The sequence below is a fragment of the Qipengyuania sp. HL-TH1 genome (genome assembly GCF_036365825.1).
GTDB lineage: Bacteria > Pseudomonadota > Alphaproteobacteria > Sphingomonadales > Sphingomonadaceae > Qipengyuania > Qipengyuania profunda.
This window is the reverse complement of sequence record NZ_CP142675.1, coordinates 1,527,100-1,543,364: the sequence shown is the minus strand read 5'-3', so window position 1 is coordinate 1,543,364 and position 16,265 is coordinate 1,527,100. Positions and strand designations below refer to the sequence as shown.

Annotated in this window: 12 protein-coding genes and 1 riboswitch; of the genes, 2 read left to right on the top strand and 10 right to left on the bottom strand. The window is 65.3% G+C overall.

Features of this window, described 5'->3' with window-relative positions:
* Position 1 precedes the first annotated feature (1 nt).
* Complete coding sequence (locus VWN43_RS08085) at positions 2-1,336, bottom strand: amidase family protein (protein WP_320179930.1); 1,335 nt, start codon at positions 1,334-1,336, stop codon at positions 2-4.
* A gap of 127 nt (positions 1,337-1,463) precedes the next feature.
* Here VWN43_RS08085 and VWN43_RS08080 point away from each other — a divergent pair, with 127 nt between their 5' ends.
* Complete coding sequence (locus VWN43_RS08080) at positions 1,464-3,149, top strand: dipeptidyl-peptidase 3 family protein (RefSeq protein WP_320179931.1); 1,686 nt, start codon at positions 1,464-1,466, stop codon at positions 3,147-3,149.
* Here VWN43_RS08080 and VWN43_RS08075 read toward each other — a convergent pair.
* The 9 genes from VWN43_RS08075 to VWN43_RS08035 all read right to left on the bottom strand — a co-directional run bounded on the left by VWN43_RS08075 (position 3,131) and on the right by VWN43_RS08035 (position 13,901).
* Positions 3,131-3,940, bottom strand: a complete 810-nt coding sequence (locus VWN43_RS08075; protein ID WP_320179932.1) for a hypothetical protein — start codon at positions 3,938-3,940, stop codon at positions 3,131-3,133. The two genes, VWN43_RS08080 and VWN43_RS08075, sit on opposite strands and share 19 nt — an antisense overlap.
* 50 nt (positions 3,941-3,990) lie before the next feature.
* Positions 3,991-5,403, bottom strand: a complete 1,413-nt coding sequence (lpdA, locus tag VWN43_RS08070; RefSeq protein WP_320179933.1) for a dihydrolipoyl dehydrogenase — start codon at positions 5,401-5,403, stop codon at positions 3,991-3,993.
* A 10-nt stretch (positions 5,404-5,413) separates the two neighbouring features.
* Positions 5,414-6,652, bottom strand: coding sequence for a 2-oxoglutarate dehydrogenase complex dihydrolipoyllysine-residue succinyltransferase (gene odhB / locus VWN43_RS08065; protein ID WP_320179934.1), 1,239 nt, complete (start codon positions 6,650-6,652; stop codon positions 5,414-5,416).
* 17 nt (positions 6,653-6,669) lie between these two features.
* On the bottom strand, positions 6,670-9,501 hold the full coding sequence (locus VWN43_RS08060) for a 2-oxoglutarate dehydrogenase E1 component (RefSeq protein ID WP_320182103.1): 2,832 nt from the start codon (positions 9,499-9,501) through the stop codon (positions 6,670-6,672).
* 97 nt (positions 9,502-9,598) lie between these two features.
* Positions 9,599-10,489 carry a succinate--CoA ligase subunit alpha gene (sucD, locus tag VWN43_RS08055; protein ID WP_320179935.1) on the bottom strand — a complete coding sequence of 297 codons (891 nt, stop codon included), beginning with the start codon at positions 10,487-10,489 and terminating at the stop codon, positions 9,599-9,601.
* On the bottom strand, positions 10,486-10,974 hold the full coding sequence (locus VWN43_RS08050; protein ID WP_320179936.1) for a hypothetical protein: 489 nt from the start codon (positions 10,972-10,974) through the stop codon (positions 10,486-10,488). The genes sucD and VWN43_RS08050 overlap by 4 nt, the downstream gene beginning before the upstream one ends.
* Before the next feature lie 8 nt (positions 10,975-10,982).
* On the bottom strand, positions 10,983-11,945 hold the full coding sequence (gene mdh, locus VWN43_RS08045; RefSeq protein WP_320179937.1) for a malate dehydrogenase: 963 nt from the start codon (positions 11,943-11,945) through the stop codon (positions 10,983-10,985).
* A 407-nt stretch (positions 11,946-12,352) separates the two neighbouring features.
* Positions 12,353-12,694, bottom strand: coding sequence for a hypothetical protein (locus VWN43_RS08040; protein WP_320179938.1), 342 nt, complete (start codon positions 12,692-12,694; stop codon positions 12,353-12,355).
* 118 nt (positions 12,695-12,812) lie between these two features.
* Positions 12,813-13,901 carry a cell wall hydrolase gene (locus tag VWN43_RS08035; protein WP_320179939.1) on the bottom strand — a complete coding sequence of 363 codons (1,089 nt, stop codon included), beginning with the start codon at positions 13,899-13,901 and terminating at the stop codon, positions 12,813-12,815.
* A 161-nt stretch (positions 13,902-14,062) separates the two neighbouring features.
* Positions 14,063-14,253: riboswitch (cobalamin riboswitch) on the top strand.
* A 90-nt stretch (positions 14,254-14,343) separates the two neighbouring features.
* Between VWN43_RS08035 and VWN43_RS08030 the strand changes: the two genes are divergently transcribed.
* The gene (locus VWN43_RS08030; RefSeq protein WP_320179940.1) at positions 14,344-16,260 is read left to right on the top strand and encodes a TonB-dependent receptor plug domain-containing protein; all 1,917 of its coding nucleotides are present in this window, start codon (positions 14,344-14,346) and stop codon (positions 16,258-16,260) included.
* The last annotated feature ends 5 nt before the right edge of the window (positions 16,261-16,265 follow it).

Here is a 16,265-nt window from a genome sequence, read left to right as displayed (position 1 = left end):
CCTAGCCGTGGAGGATCGTGCCGATCGCTTCTGCCGCGGCAATGCAATCGAGATCCGCCCACCTGCGCGAGATGACCTGCATTCCGCAAGGCAAGCCGCCCGTTTCGCCCACAGGCAAGACGGTGGAGGGGAGGTTGGGATAGGTTGCCAGCCCTGCCCAGCACAGCGCGGTTGCCCCGGGCTGGTCGGTGCCGTTGATGGTCGCCATGCCATCGAAAAGGCGATCCTCGCGGTGGGGGAAGGCCAGCAGCGGTGCAGGCGGGGCAAGGACGAAGTCGTAGCTGTCGAACAGCGCGGCCCAGGCGATCTCGTTCCGCGCCTGCGCATCGCGCATGTCGAACCAGTCTGTCGCACTGGCGCGCTGCCCGTCGGGGCCGGGCATGCCGCGCGCGAGCGTCACGTTGAGCATGCGCATGTAATCGGCGTGCTGCGCGGCCAGGTCGGGGACGAGGTCGCTTGCGCGATCGACGCTGATACCCGCACGTTCGAGCTCGACGGCCGCCGCTTCGAGCGGTCCGCGCACCGCATCGTCGGTCGGGCAGGACGGGTGATCGAGCAGCAGCAGGAAACGGCTGTCCTTGAACGGTTTGGTCCGCGCGCGCAGCGGGACCGTCTGCGTCAGTTCGACCAGCAGCCGCAGGTCGGCGGCATTGCGCGCCAGGGGCCCGACGACAGACAACGCGCCGTCATGCGCCTCCTGCCCCGCTGCCACCGGGTGGACATGGCCGCGCTTCGAGATCAGCCCCCAACTGCTCTTGTGCCCCCAGACGCCGCAGAAATGCGCGGGAACGCGGATCGACCCGCCGATATCGCTGCCGAAGTCGCAGGGCACCATCCCGCTCGCGACCGCCGCCGCCGAACCGCCCGACGAGCCACCGGGAGACAGCGCGTGATCGTGCGGATTGTTGGTCCGGCCATAGACCGGATTGTTCGATTGCCAGTCGGCGAGGTCGGGCGGGACATTGGTCTTGCCGAGGATGATCGCGCCGGCGCCCTTGAGCTGGCGGACCACCCAGGCGTCGCGCGTGGCGATCGGGTCGGCATATTCGCTGTGACCCCAGGAAGTCGGCAGGCCGCTGACATCGAAGCTTTCCTTGATCGTCATCGGCACGCCGAACAGCGGCTGGTCCTGGGGCAGCCGCCCGGCGGTCATGGTCTTGGCCTGTTCCTGCGCGCGGTCGAAGTCGGTCACCACCACCGCGTTGATATGCGCGTCGAGATGTTCGATCCGCGCAATCGCCGCTTCGACCGCCTCGAGTGGCGACATCTCTCCATGGCGGATCGCGCCCGCAATCTCGATCGCACCGGGTTTCGTGGTTAGTGTCGGATAGGCCATGCTCTTTCCTCCCTGCGCGCCAATGTCGGATAAGCGAACCGCGCGGTCAATCGCGCTCTTGCGCAGGACACATCAGCGCCGCATGGCGTTTTCCAGTGATAGACCGAACATTTTCAGAGGATATCCCATGCGTCGCGCCATCCTGCCCCTGCTGCTCGCCAGCGCCGCCTGCACGCCTGCCGTCACCGACACGCGGATCGAACCGAACGCGGTGCCGCCTGCCGCCGCGGCTCCCGATGGCTACGATCTCAAGGAACAATACGCCAAGCTGGCGGTGATCGAGATGGCGCCCGACACGTCCTTCCTCACCGGGGAAGAGCGCGAGGTGGTCAACCTGCTGATCGAGGCCAGCGGCTATATGGACGAGATCTACCTGCGCCAGCGGGGCGCGGACTTGCCGCAGCTACGCCAGACGATCGCGCGCAGCCGCCGCGCCGACCGCGACATGCTGGTGGCGATGTTCGACCGCAATTTCGGTCCATGGGACGAGGTCGCCGAGCTGCACCCCTTCTGGGGGACGCAGGCCATGCCGGAAGGGGCAGGCTTCTATCCGCAGGACCTGACGCGCGCGGAATTCGACGCCTATCTCGCGGCCAATCCCGACCAGCGCGAGGCACTGACCAGCCCCTATACGGTGGTCAAGCGCAGCGGCGAGGGCTTCGTCGCCGTCCCCTATTCGCAGGAATATCGCGAATGGCTGGTCCCCGCCGCACGCCTGCTCGAACGGGCGGCACAGCGGACGTCCAACCCCAGCCTGAAGAAATTTCTCTCGCTGCGCGCGGCCAGCTTTCTGACCGACGACTATTTTGCCAGCGAGATGGCGTGGATGGACCTGCAGGATACGCCGATCGAGGTCGCGATCGGTCCCTACGAGGTTTATACCGACCGGCTGTACGGTACCAAGACCGCCTTCGAAAGCTTCGTGACGCTGCGCAATCCCGAAGAAAGCGCCGCGCTGGCGAAGTACAAGAACTACCTGCGGACGATGGAAGAGAACCTGCCCATCCCCGACGCGGACAAGAATTTCCAGCGCGGGTTCGAAAGCCCGATTGCAGTGGCCGATCAGGTCCATGGCGGCGGCGACAATGTCCCGGGCACGCAGACCATCGCCTTCAACCTCCCCAATGACGAGCGCGTGCGCGAGGCGAAGGGGGCGAAGAAGGTGATCCTGGCCAATGTGCTCGGCGCCAAATACGACCGTATCCTCGCCCCGATGGCCGAAGTCGTGCTCAAGGATGACCAGGCAGCGCTGGTGGCGAAGAAATACATGGAAGCCAACACGCTGTTCCACGAGCTGTCGCACAGCCTCGGGCCGGGCACGATCACCGTCGATGGCCGGCAGACCACGGTGAACGAGGAGCTGCGCGACCAGTATTCGGCGCTCGAGGAATCGAAGGCCGACGTGATGGGCATCTGGAACATCCTGCTGATGATGGAGAAGGGCGAAATCCCCGCCGCAGAGAAGCCCGAGCTGTTCTCGACCTATTTCACCGGCCTGTTCCGCTCGATGCGGTTCGGCACCGAAAGCGCGCATGGCCGCGGCGCCAAGCTGCAATATGGCTATCTCCAGGAGAAGGGCGCATTCGCCTGGGATGCCGCGGCGCAGCGGTACACGGTGGATTATCCGGCGATGGAAGCGGGCATCCGCGATCTGCTGAGCGCGCAGCTGATGCTGCAGGCGCGCGGCGATTATGCGGGTACCAAGGCCTTCTTCGATCGCCATGCGGTGCTCGACGATGCCGCCAATTCGCGGTTCGCGGCGATGGCCGACATCCCGGTCGATATCGCGCCGGTCTATCCCGACGGGGTCTGAGGGCCCTGGCGCGCGAGCGCCAGGGCCAGCCCGTATCCGAGGATCGGCGCGGCGCCGTAGCCGATGAGCACGCTTGGATAGTTGGACACCAGCGCGGCGAGCGAAAAGCCGAACAGCGAGCCTGCCAGCGCGTGGCGCACGGGTTTCTCCGCAGGAAGCGCGTGGGCGATCAGCAGGAAGCTGGCGAGCAATGCGGCGGCGAGACCGAGCGCGGCAAACGGCTGGTGCAGCGCCAGGTCGACCAGCACGCGCTCGACGAAGGGCTGGGCGGGTAACTCGCCGCGCAGCCCCGCGCTGATGCTGGCGAGAAAGGCGATCCCCGCGACCGGCACCATCCGCCAGTCACCATTTGCATTGTAAAGTCCGATGGCGGCCATCATCACCGCGAGGCCGGTCGCCGCGTCGGGCTGCAGGCTGGCCGCGAGCAGCGCTGCCAGCAGGATCGGCGGGGCGTACTCCGCGTCCCGCGCCGCCAGCACCACCAGTGCGGGAACAACCAGCGCACCGGCATGCAGCGTGAGCGGCCCCAGCGGCAGCCAGCGCGCTATGCCGTTGAGGTGGGGGCCGCTGAGGAGCGGGATGAACAGCAGCGCCAGCAGCACCACCGCCAGCACACGTTGCCGACCGCCGGCCAGGCGTATCCGCACAAGGGTTGCAACCGGTAATGCCAGCAGCAGGGCCAGCGCATTGCCGACCGGATAGGCCAGCGGAGCGCGGCCCAAAGCAAGAAAGATCAGACCCGCCAGAACGGGCGTGCCGAGCGCGAGGACGATTGCCGCGCGCCCGGCCATTCAGCGGCCCTCGCTTGTCGCAGGAAGGGCCGCTGTCTTCGCCATTCCGATCAGACGTGGATGGGCTTGCCCTGAACCGCCATCGCCGCTTCCTTGATCGCTTCGGAATGCGTCGGATGGGCGTGGCAGGTGTAGGCGATATCTTCGGATGTAGCGCCGAATTCCATCGCCTGCGTCGCCTGCGAGATCATAGTCCCGGCCACGCTGGCGATCGCCCAGACGCCGAGCACGCGGTCGCTTTCGGCCTCGGCGATGATCTTCACGAAGCCGTCGGGTTCGTGATTGGTCTTCGCGCGGCTGTTGGCCATCATCGGGAACTTGCCGACTTTGACCTTCGACTTGTCGCCGCCCATCTTCTCGATGGCTTCTTCCTGCGTCAGGCCGACACCGGCAAACTCGGGCCAAGTGTAGACCACACCGGGGATGAGATCGTGGTTCACGATGCCCGTCTGCCCGGCGACGTTCTCGGCGCAGGCGATGCCTTCGTCTTCGGCCTTGTGCGCCAGCATCGGGCCAGGGACTACATCGCCGATTGCCCAAACGCCATCGACCTTGGTGCGGAACTCGTGATCGATCTCGATCTGGCCGCGCTGGTTGGTTTCCAGCCCGATCGCGTCGAGGCCGAGACCCTCGGTATTGGGACGGCGCCCGATCGACACGAGCACGCAATCGGCGTCGAGCGTTTCCGCTTCGCCGCCCGCGGCGGGTTCGAGCGTGAGCGTGGCCTTCTTGCCCTTGACCGTGCAGCCGGTAACCTTGGTCGACAGGCGCAGTTCCATGCCCTGCTTCTTAAAGATCTTGGCCGCTTCCTTGCGCACGTCGTCGTCCATGCCGGGGAGCAGCTTGTCGAGATATTCGACCACGATCACCTCGGCGCCGAGACGACGCCAGACCGAACCGAGTTCGAGCCCGATCACGCCGCCGCCGATGACGACCATTTTCTTGGGCACCGACTTGAGTTCGAGCGCACCGGTCGAATCGACTACGATCTGCTTGTCGTTATCGACTTCGACACCCGGCAGCGGGGTGACCGAGGAGCCCGTGGCGATGATCACGTCCTTCGCGGTGAAGGTTTCATCACCGACCTTGACCGTATGCGCGTCCTGGAAGGTGGCGTGGCCCTTCTTCCAGTCGATCTTGTTCTTCTTGAACAGGAATTCGATCCCGCCGGTCAGACTTTTCACTGCATCGCGGCGCTGCGCGTGCATCTGCTCGAGATTGAGCTTGGGAGTGACGTCGACACCGAGCGCGGCCATCGAACCATTGCTCGCCGCGTCGAAATATTCGGATGCGTGCAGCATCGCCTTCGACGGGATGCAGCCCACGTTGAGGCAGGTCCCGCCGAGTGTATCGCGGCTGTCGGCGCAAGCAGTCTTGAGGCCGAGTTGGGCCGCGCGGATTGCCGCGACATAGCCCCCGGGGCCCGCACCGATGACAAAGAGATCGTAGTCGTATTCAGCCATTATTTCTTCCTCAAAGGTCGATCAGCATCCGGGTGGGATCTTCGATCGCTTCCTTGATGATCTTGAGTGCAGTGACCGCCTCGCGGCCGTCGATCAGGCGGTGGTCGTAGGACAGCGCGATATACATCATCGGGCGGATGACGATTTCGCCATCGACCACCACCGCGCGGTCCTCGATCCGGTGCAGGCCGAGCACGGCGCTCTGCGGCGGGTTGATGATCGGGGTCGACATCAGCGATCCGAACACGCCGCCGTTGGAGATGGTGAAGGTGCCGCCCTTCATATCGTCCATCGTCAGCGTGCCGTCCTTGGCGCGCTTGCCGAAATCGGCGATGTCCTTCTCGATCCGCGCGAAACCCTTGTCCTGCGCGTCACGGATGACCGGGACGACGAGGCCGTTGGGTGCCGACACGGCGACCGAGATATCGACATAGTCGTGATAGACGATCTCGTCGCCTTCGATATAGGCGTTGACCGAGGGGACGTCCTTCAGCGCCAGGCAGGCGGCCTTCGCGAAGAAGCCCATGAAGCCGAGCCGGATGTCGTGCTTCTTGGCGAACATGTCCTTGTACTTGCCGCGCGCCTCCATCACCGCCGACATGTCGACATCGTTGAAGGTGGTCAGCAGCGCGGCGTTTTCCTGCGCGCCCTTGAGCCGCTTGGCGATGGTCTGGCGCATCCGCGTCATCTTGACGCGTTCCTCGCGGCGCTCGCCGCCGGTGGCGGCGGGCGGGGCCGATGATGCTGCCGGAGCTGCGCCGCCATCGCGCTTGGCATTCGCCGCAGCGATCACGTCTTCCTTGGTCAGGCGGCCGTCCTTGCCGGTGCCCTTGATGGTCGAGGGATCGACGCCGTGTTCGAGCACCGCACGGCGCACCGCGGGCGACAGCGTCTGGGCGGCGTCCGACGAGGCCGCGGGAGCGGGGGCGGGCGTTTCGGCGCGCTCCTGCTTGCCTTCGGCGCGTTCTTCCTGCGCCCGGCCGGCTTCGGCACCCTTGGCCGCAGGCGCAGCGCCTTCCTCGATCACCGCGATGACCGCATCGATCTCGACCGTGTCGCCGACCGCGACCTTGAATTCCTTGATCACGCCGGCGACGGGCGAGGGGGCCTCGACCGCGACCTTGTCGGTTTCGAGGCTGACGATCGGTTCGTCGACCGCGACCGCGTCGCCGACGTTCTTGAGCAGTTCGCCGACGGTCGCTTCGTTGACCGATTCACCCAGCGTGGGAACTTTGACTTCGGTGGCCATAATCTCGCTTTCCCGAGTTACTTGCAGTCACTGCGGACGTTCGGCGCGCTGCCGTTGAGTCCGAGTGCGATATTGACGAGGGCTTCCTGCTGCACCTGGTGGCGGCTGGCGTAACCCGTGGCGGGCGAGGCAGCGACTTCGCGGCCGGCATAACACGGACGCATGCCCGTTTTGCCTGCGGCCTCGGCGGCTTCCTCGATCAGGCGATCGACGAAGAACCACGCGCCATTGTTCTTCGGCTCTTCCTGGCACCAGACGATCTGCTCGAGATTGGTCATGCGTTCGAGACGCACGGCCAGCGGTTCGCCGGGGAAGGGGTAGAGCTGCTCGATCCGGACGATCGAGACGTCCTCCAGTTCGGCCTCGTCGCGGCGCTGCATCAGGTCGTAGGCGACCTTGCCGCTGCACAGTACGAGCCGTTTGACCTTCTCGTCGGCAATGTCCTTCATGTCGGACTTGATCCGCATGAAGTGCTGATCGCCCATGAATTCCGCCGCATCCGACTTCGCCAGCGGATGGCGCAGCAGGCTCTTCGGCGTCATGATGACCAGCGGCTTGCGGAAGCTGCGCAGCATCTGGCGGCGCAGGACGTGGAAGTAATTGGCCGGCGTGGTGATGTTGCAGACCTGGATATTGTCGTTCGCGCACAGCTGCAGGAACCGCTCGAGCCGGGCCGAGCTGTGCTCGGGGCCCTGGCCTTCGTAGCCATGCGGCAGCAGCAGGACGAGGCCGTTGGCGCGCAGCCATTTGACCTCGCCCGCGGCGATGAACTGGTCGATCACGATCTGCGCGCCATTGCCGAAATCGCCGAACTGCGCTTCCCACATCACCAGGCTCTTGGGATCGGCCATGGCGAAGCCGTATTCGAAGCCCAGCACGCCATATTCGGACAGCGGGCTGTCATAGACCTCGAACTTGCCATGCGGCAGCGTGGTCAGCGGGATGTATTTGCGCTCGTCCTTCTGGTCGACCCAGACGGCGTGGCGCTGGCTGAACGTGCCGCGCCCCGAGTCCTGGCCCGACAGACGCACGCCGAAGCCTTCGGTGACGAGGCTGCCGAAAGCGAGCGCTTCGGCGGTGGCCCAGTCGAACCCTTCGCCGCTGGAGAACATTTCCTCCTTGGCCTTGAGCACGCGGCCGAGTGTCTTGTGGATGGTCAGGTCGTCGGGCACCGAGGTGAGCGTGCGGCCGAGGCTGTCGAACAGCTTCTTCTCGACCGCGGTTTCGACGTTTCGGCGAGCGCTTTCCGGATCGGCGGGCTTGTTCATGCCCGACCACCGGCCACCGAACCAGTCGGCCTGGTCGGGCTTGTAATCCTTGGCCGCTTCGAACTCCTGTTCGAGGTGGTCGATAAACTCGGCGCTCAGCCCGTCGGCATAGCCCTTCTCGATCACGCCTTCTTCCTCGAGGCGCGCGGAGTAGATCTCGCTGACCTTGGGGTGCTGGCGGATCTCGTCATACATCAGTGGCTGGGTGAACTTGGGCTCGTCGCCCTCGTTATGACCGAAGCGCCGATAGCACCACATGTCGATCACGATGTCGCGGCCGAAGGTCTGGCGGTATTCGACCGCCAGTTTGCAGGCGAAGGTGACCGCTTCGGGATCGTCGCCGTTCACATGCAGGATCGGCGCCTGCACACCCTTCGCCACATCGCTGGGGTAGGGCGAGGAGCGCGCGAATTGCGGGCTGGTGGTGAAGCCGATCTGGTTGTTGATGACGAAGTGCAGGCAGCCGCCGGTGTTGTAGCCGCGCACGCCCGAGAAGCCGAGGCATTCCCACACGATACCCTGGCCGGCAAAGGCCGCATCACCGTGGAGCAGCACCGGCAGGACCTGTTCGTGCTGCTTGAGATCGTCGCGGATTGCCTGCTGCGCGCGGCTCTTGCCAAGTACGACCGGGTTCACCGCCTCGAGATGGCTGGGGTTGGGCACCAGCGACATGTGCACGTTGATACCGTCGAATTCGCGGTCGGTGCTGGTGCCGAGGTGGTATTTCACATCGCCTGAACCGCCGACATCGTCGGGATTGGCGCTGCCGCCCGAGAATTCGTGGAAGATGACCTTGTACGGCTTGCCCATGACATTGGCGAGCACGTTGAGCCGGCCACGGTGGGCCATGCCGTAGATGATCTCGCGCGTGCCCAGCTGGCCGCCATATTTGATCACCGCTTCGAGCGCGGGGATCATCGATTCGCCGCCATCGAGGCCGAACCGCTTGGTGCCGACGTATTTCTTGCCGAGGAATTTCTCGTACTGCTCGCCGCGGATCACGGCAGCGAGGATCGCCTTCTTGCCTTCGGGGGTGAACTGGATCGTGTCTTCGGGCGTCTCGAACTTGTCCTGCAGGAACCGGCGTTCCTCGGTGTCCGAAATATGCATGTATTCGAGGCCGACATTGCCGCAATAGGTCGCGCGCAACACGTCGAAGAGCTCGCCGATGCTGACCCATTCGAAGCCGAACACGCCGCCGACATAGACCTCGCGGTCTTCCTGGCCGCCGAAGCCATGCCATTCGAGCGTCAGATCCTCGGGCACTTCGCGATGCGACAGGCCCAGCGGGTCGAGATTGGCCGCCAGATGGCCGCGCACACGATAGAGGCGCACCAGCAGCATGGCGCGGATCGAATCGTCCGCCGCCTGCTCGATCGCCTTGGGATCGAGCGCCTTGCCCGTCTTTTCCGCCGCCTTGGCCACCGCCATCCGCATCTGCGTGGGATCGAGCGCGGCGGTCAGATCCGCCTCGCTGTCGACCACTTCGGCAAGCCAGCGCGGGTTGCCCCAGCTCGGGCCCTGCTGCGGGCCTTCCTGGTCGCCCAGCTCGGGGAGGAATTCGTGGCTTTCGTTGCCCATCCGGGTCACCTTCTCGTGCCGACCTGCTGTCGGCTCTCTATGGCAATGCCTCAGCCGCGCGGACGGTCCCGAAACAGGGGGCCGTCCGCGCTGGCCGTCAGGCGAGTTCCTTCAGCAGCGCGTCGAGCGTGGTGCCGAGTTCGCTGGGCGAGGGGGAGACGCGGATGCCCGCAGCTTCCATCGCGGCGATCTTGTCGTCGGCGCCGCCCTGGCCACCCGAAACGATGGCGCCGGCATGGCCCATGCGGCGGCCCGGAGGCGCGGTACGTCCGGCGATGAAGCCGACCATCGGCTTCTCGCGGCCCTTGGCGGCTTCCTGCTTGATGAATTCGGCGGCTTCCTCTTCGGCGCTGCCGCCGATTTCGCCGATCATGATGATCGACTTGGTGTCGTCATCGTCGAGGAAGAGGTCGAGCACGTCGATGAAATTGGTGCCGTTGACCGGGTCGCCGCCGATGCCGACTGCGGTGGTCTGGCCGAGGCCGACCATGGTGGTCTGGTGCACGGCTTCATAGGTCAGCGTACCCGAACGGCTGACAACGCCGACGCTGCCCTTCTTGAAGATCGATCCGGGCATGATGCCGATCTTGCATTCGCCGGGGGTCAGGACGCCGGGGCAGTTCGGGCCGATCAGGCGCGACTTAGAACCTTCGAGCGCGCGCTTGACGCGCACCATGTCGAGCACGGGAATGCCTTCGGTGATCGCGACGATCAGTTCGATCTCGGCATCGATCGCCTCGAGGATCGAATCCGCGGCGAACGGCGGCGGGACATAGATGCACGAAGCGGTCGCGCCGGTTTCCGCCTTGGCTTCGGACACCGTGTTGTAGACCGGCAGGCCGATATGCTCGCTACCGCCTTTGCCGGGGGTAACGCCGGCAACCATCTGCGTGCCGTAAGCGAGCGCCTGCTCGGTGTGGAACGTACCGGTATCGCCGGTCATGCCTTGGGTGATGACCTTGGTGTTCTTGTCGACGAGGATACTCATTCGGCACTCTCCTGGGGAATTGCGGAAATTTCGAAACGGGCGAACGGGCGCTTTGCATCACCCGCGGGATCGACCCGGACCGTATGGCCCGCGATCGTCCAGAAATAGCTGTAACCGTCCTGCTGTTCGGGCATGCCGATCGACTGCGAAACCTCTTGCAGCAGGGGGACGTAGGAAGCGGTGTCCGGAAGGAAGGCCTGCACGACGCAGGTCTTGGCCTCGAGTTGCTCGTTCGCAACGACGATCAGCGTGTTATTGCCCTCTTTCTGGTAAAGTCCCTTGAACACACGCTGCGATCGTGCGCCACGCCGCTTGGCATTGTCCCACTCCATCGGGGGCAAATTATCGTATCGCACATCATCGGTTTCGGTGATTGCCTGGCAAGCGGCGATCGCTTCTGCGACGTGCGGTGCGGTGGCTGCCTCCTGCTGCGCCGCGGCGGGAGCGGCGAGCAGCAGGGCGGGGAGGAAAAAGAGCTTCCGCATCGTCTCGCTCAGGCCAGCGAGCTGTCCAAGCCCTTGCAGGCTTCGAGCAGTTCTTCGACCGCGTCGGTCGAGACCTTGAGGTTGGACTTCTCTTCGTCCGACAGTTCGATTTCGATCACCTCTTCGGTGCCGCCCGCGCCGATCATCGTCGGCACGCCGACATACAGCCCGTCGAGGCCGTATTTGCCATCGACATAGCTGGCGCAGGGCAGGATGCGCTTGGTGTCGCCGAGATAGGCTTCGGCCATCGCGATCGCGCTGGTGGCGGGGGCGTAATAGGCCGATCCATTGCCGAGCAGGCCGACGATCTCGCCGCCGCCCTTGCGGGTGCGATCGACGATTTCGTCGATGCGGCTTTCCGACACGCCCTTGATCTTGGCGAAATCGTTGACCGGGATGCCGTTGATCGTGGTGTAGCTGGTGACCGGGACCATGGTGTCGCCGTGGCCGCCGAGCACGAACGCGTTAACGTCCTTGACCGAAACGTCGAATTCCCAGGCGAGGAAAGTGGCGAAGCGGGCGCTGTCGAGCACGCCGGCCATGCCGACGACCTTGTTGTGCGGCAGGCCGCTAAATTCGCGCAGCGCCCAGACCATCGCGTCGAGCGGGTTGGTGATGCAGATGACGAATGCGTCGGGCGCGTTGTTCTTGATGCCTTCGCCGACCGCTTTCATCACTTTGAGGTTGATGCCGAGCAGATCGTCGCGGCTCATGCCAGGCTTGCGCGGCACGCCCGCGGTGACGATCACCACGTCGGCACCGGCGATGTCGGCATAGTCGTTGGTGCCGGTGATCTTGGCGTCAAAGCCTTCGACCGGGCCGCACTGGCTGAGGTCGAGCGCCTTGCCCTGCGGCATGCCTTCGGCGATGTCGAACAGGACGATGTCGCCCATTTCTTTCTTCGCCGCGAGGTGGGCGAGCGTTCCGCCGATCATGCCGGAGCCGATAAGGGCGATCTTCTTGCGTGCCATGGAAATGAGGGTCCTTGTTCCTGCCGTGCGGGACAGAGATGATACCCGGACCGAAACTGGGCCATGCGTCAAGTGTCCCGCAGAGGAGGCATGGCACCCGGTCGATTGCGGTTGCGCCCTAGGCCCGCGCCGGAGGGATTGCAACCGCCAATGCTTGCAGTCCCCAAACTATGTTTGCAAATGGTTCGCAGTTGCAATAAGCGCGCGAATTCAAGGATATGCAGGCAGTGCGGGCAAACGGGATTGCAGATCGCGAATCCCTTGTGGCCTCGCTTGGCTCCCGCGCGCCACGGGCCGTGCCGCCGCGACGCGAGCGTGCATCGCTGGCACGGATTTGCGCCCATGAGCACCTAAGCGGGCGGGTATGTCACCTCCGGAAGAATGCTTACCCCCGGCTGCGCCGCGGCTTAGCGGGCCAGCAGCGCATCGATCGCGATCGATCCCTCGAGGCTTTCGGCAAGCCGGCGGTCGAGCGTGCGGCAGACTCCCAGCCACCATTCATACGCCTCGGTATCGCCGGTAAAATGCGCCTGTTCGGCCTGCTGCCGCGCGGCTTCGGCGGCGCCCATGCCGTGTTCGGCAAAGTGCCGCAGCGCAGCGCGCATCATATGGTCGAAGCTCGAGGCTTCCGCCTGCATATGCGCCGCATCGCCATTGTCGTTGGCAGCGCGGGCGAGCGCCTTTTTCGCCAGTGCGCGGGCGATCGGCGAATGCGCGGCGGAACGAGCGGCGGCGAAATGGAGGGGCATGCCTCTATCCTTGTGAAGCGGCTGGGGGATCATTCTGTCCTACCCGGCCACCGCTAAGCTTCGGTTCCGCAGCATGGTTGTGAAGACGTAAAGGATTGCCTCCGCGCAAGATACGCGGCTATTTCCGGCCCGGCTCGCTGATCCATTTGCCCGAATTGGCATATTCCTCCTTCACGCGCCCCGATTGCGGCAGCTTGGTGCTTGCGGGGACGGCAGTCGTCGCACCTGTCGCGCCTACCGGCGCCGTCGAGGCCGCGCCGAGGCTGATCGTGTCGTTCGATGGCGGGGCAGGGGCCACCGGACCCGGCACATCGAGTTCCGCTCGCCGGATATTGGGTGCAGCCAGCGGTTCGCTCCCGGCATAGGCATCGGTGAAGGCGCCCGCGGTGCCCGCGCCGCCCTTCCAGCGATAGAACCGGTGCGCGCCGATCGCGCCGATGAAATCCAGGCTCGCCGCCCAATAGGGGTTCACGTAATTGGTATGGTAATGCGTTGCGAGGCCGATTGGCTGGTACACCTCGCCCGCCAGCGCCCCCAGCGCGACCGACTGCGCCACCGCCCAGGCCTGGCGGGCGGGCGTGCGGCGAAGCGATCCGTCGCACGTAAAGCTGAACTGGCAGCCGGTTGTGCGCTCCGATCCCTGGAACACCACGCCGCAGATACTGGCCGGATAGGCCGGATGCGCGACCCTGTTGAGAACGACTTGCGCCACCGCCTGCTGCCCGGCGTAGCTTTCGCTGGCCGCCTCGTAATAGACCGCCATCGACAGGCATTGCAGCGCGCGGGCCTTGTCGAGCCCGCTGCCCGCCTGGCGGAACGCCTGCGCCGCGGCGCCCGCCCCGTGGCTTTCGGCAAATTCGACCGTTTCGAACGTGCCCTCGCTCTGGCGCAGGTCGCTGACATCGATCGCCAGGCGCGGGGCATCCTCGAGATAATAAAACGCCGAGCCGGGGAAACTGTCACCCGGGGTTTCGAACGGCATGGGGGCGAAGGCGACGCGTTCCTCGGCAAGCCCCATCGCGCTTTTCAGATCCGCCCATTCGCCCTGCGCGGCAACCGTCGGCAATGCGATCGCTCCGGCGAGCAGCGCCCCGCGCGAGACCAGTTTGCGCCGCTTTTGGCGGCGCGCCTCGAACCGCCTGGCGCGTGCGGACGGGGCGCGCGGGGCACGCCTGCTTCGATCCGCTCTGGCCTTCGATTGACGCAATTCGCTTCCTGCTTTCGTCCGCTGCAATAGCCCAGCCTGGTCCATATCCCTAGCCGGACGGGCGCACCATCCCGCATCGGGACGTAAGGTGCGGTCGCCATATAACTATCAGATAGTGCTTAACGAAGGATCGTCTTGTGCATTGCGGCATCGCGCGTTAGTCGGACGGCCGAGTCACGGGTTGGCCTGTTCGCGCAGGCCCGAAGAGGGAAGGAGGTGCAAACCCTCCGCTGCCCCCGCAACTGTGACCGGGGAGCGATCCCGCTACATGCCACTGGGCCTTGCGTCCGGGAAGGCGGCGGGAAAGCGTTGATCCGGGAGCCAGGAGACCTGCCCATGACCGTCGTTCGGCCGCGGGCGGGGTGTATCGTAGGCAAACGTGGAAGGAGCAATACTGCTCCCTCCCGTCATGGACGGCGATTCGTCTATGATAGGAGGTTACGTGTACAAATATCTGTTTTTCCTGACGGCTTCGGCCATTCCCGCGGCAGCTCACGCACAAAGTCCGAGCGAGCAGGCGCTCGCCGAGATCGTCGACCGGCAGGATGCGGCCAGCGACCAGGCCACCGGTTCCGACGCGCCCCGTACAGGCACCGAGCCGCGCGCCGGTGAGGCGGTCATCACCGTCACCGCCAATGGCCTCGGCACCGATCTGCGCAATACCGGCCAGTCGGTCACCGTCATCGACCGCACCGAGATCGAGACGCTCCAGGGCGCCGATCCGGTGCGCGCGCTCAACCGCGTCCCCGGTCTGTCGCTGTCGCGCAGCGGCGGGATCGGCACGGTGACCAGCGTCAATGTGCGCGGGGCGAATGCCGATCAACTGCTCGTGCTCGTCGACGGCGTGCGCGTCGCCGATCAGGCCAGCCCGTCGGGCGGCTTCGATTTCGGCAATCTGCTGCTTGGCACCGCGGGCAAGGTCGACGTCCTGCGCGGCTCGAACAGCACGATCTGGGGCTCCGAAGCCGTGGGCGGCGTGGTCGATGTCTCGACCCGTACCGAGCGCGGGCTTGCGGGCAGCGTCGAGTTCGGCGCGCGCGACACGCTCTTCGCCAGCGCGGCAGCAGGCGCGGGCAATGACGATGTGTTCTTCGGCCTGACCGGCTCGTGGTACGAAACCGATGGTTTCTCCGCCGCCGCCTCGGGGACCGAAGCCGATGGCGCGCAGCAATTCGCGCTCGGCACCAGCGCCTTCGTCAACCTGACTCCCGGCCTCGAACTCTTCGCACATGGCAATTTCGCTGAGGGCGAGGTCGAGATCGACGGCTTCCCCGCGCCTACCTATGTGCTTGCCGACACCGACGATACGCAGAAGACTACGCGCTATTGGGGCGATGTCGGGCTGGCCTATTACGGCAACGACCTCACGCTACGCGCGGCTTACAGCCGTTCGGACACCGAACGCGCCAACCGCAATGGCGCAGGCGCCGAAACCTTCGCCAGCGACGGCAGCTCCGAACGGGTTTCGCTGCGCGGCGAATACCGCCTGCTGGGCGGACTGGCGCTGGCCTTCGGCGGCGATCACGAATGGACCGCGTTCGAAACCAGCTTCGATGCGGCAGCTGAAACCGAGATCAGCGGCGCCTATGCGCAGCTGGGCTGGGTGATGGGCCGGCTCGCCGCGCATGCCGGGGCGCGCGTCGATGATCACGAACAGTTCGGCACGCATGTCAGCTTCGGCGGCGATGTCAGCTATGGCTTCGGCAGCGACTGGCGGCTGCGCGCCAGCGTGGGCGAAGGCTTCAAGGCTCCGACGCTGTACCAGCTGCTGTCCTTCTACGGGAACACCCAGCTCGAGCCCGAGGAAAGCACCAGCTACGATCTCGGTGTCGAAAAGGGCCAGCGCGGTTCGGGCCTGCACCTCGCACTCACCGGCTTCCGCCGAGACAGCGACAATCTGATCGGTTTCGGCTTTACCGCCGATCGGCCCTCTGGTGTCTATCTCAACACCGCCCGCGCCCGCGCGCAGGGGATCGAGGCCGAGGCCGGTATCGACCTTGCCCCCGGCTTGCGGCTGGCGGGGACCTATGCCTACGTCGATGCGGAAGATCGCACCTCCGGTCTCGAACTGGCGCGGCGGCCCAACCATTTCGGCACGCTCTATGCCGATTGGGCCAGCGGCTTCGGCCTCGCGCTGGGGGCGGATCTGCGGATCGTCGGTCCCAGCTGGGATAATGGCGCCAACACCAACCGTATCGACGGTTACGAACTGCTCGACCTGCGGGCATCCTTCGGCGTGGCTGACAATCTGGAGCTGTTCGGCCGGGTCGAGAATGTCTTCGACACCGATTACCAGACGGTCGCCGGCTATGGCTCCGCCGGACGCGGGGTCTTCGGCGGGATCAGGGCGCGGATGTGAAGCCG

What these genes read in the sequence shown, in the direction of transcription:
- VWN43_RS08085 (WP_320179930.1), bottom strand. Translation starts at nt 1,336, where the DNA reads ATGGCCTATCCGACACTAACCACGAAACCCGGTGCGATCGAGATTGCG.
- VWN43_RS08080 (WP_320179931.1), top strand. Translation starts at nt 1,464, where the DNA reads ATGCGTCGCGCCATCCTGCCCCTGCTGCTCGCCAGCGCCGCCTGCACG.
- VWN43_RS08075 (WP_320179932.1), bottom strand. Translation starts at nt 3,940, where the DNA reads ATGGCCGGGCGCGCGGCAATCGTCCTCGCGCTCGGCACGCCCGTTCTG.
- lpdA (WP_320179933.1), bottom strand. Translation starts at nt 5,403, where the DNA reads ATGGCTGAATACGACTACGATCTCTTTGTCATCGGTGCGGGCCCCGGG.
- odhB (WP_320179934.1), bottom strand. Translation starts at nt 6,652, where the DNA reads ATGGCCACCGAAGTCAAAGTTCCCACGCTGGGTGAATCGGTCAACGAA.
- VWN43_RS08060 (WP_320182103.1), bottom strand. Translation starts at nt 9,501, where the DNA reads ATGGGCAACGAAAGCCACGAATTCCTCCCCGAGCTGGGCGACCAGGAA.
- sucD (WP_320179935.1), bottom strand. Translation starts at nt 10,489, where the DNA reads ATGAGTATCCTCGTCGACAAGAACACCAAGGTCATCACCCAAGGCATG.
- VWN43_RS08050 (WP_320179936.1), bottom strand. Translation starts at nt 10,974, where the DNA reads ATGCGGAAGCTCTTTTTCCTCCCCGCCCTGCTGCTCGCCGCTCCCGCC.
- mdh (WP_320179937.1), bottom strand. Translation starts at nt 11,945, where the DNA reads ATGGCACGCAAGAAGATCGCCCTTATCGGCTCCGGCATGATCGGCGGA.
- VWN43_RS08040 (WP_320179938.1), bottom strand. Translation starts at nt 12,694, where the DNA reads ATGCCCCTCCATTTCGCCGCCGCTCGTTCCGCCGCGCATTCGCCGATC.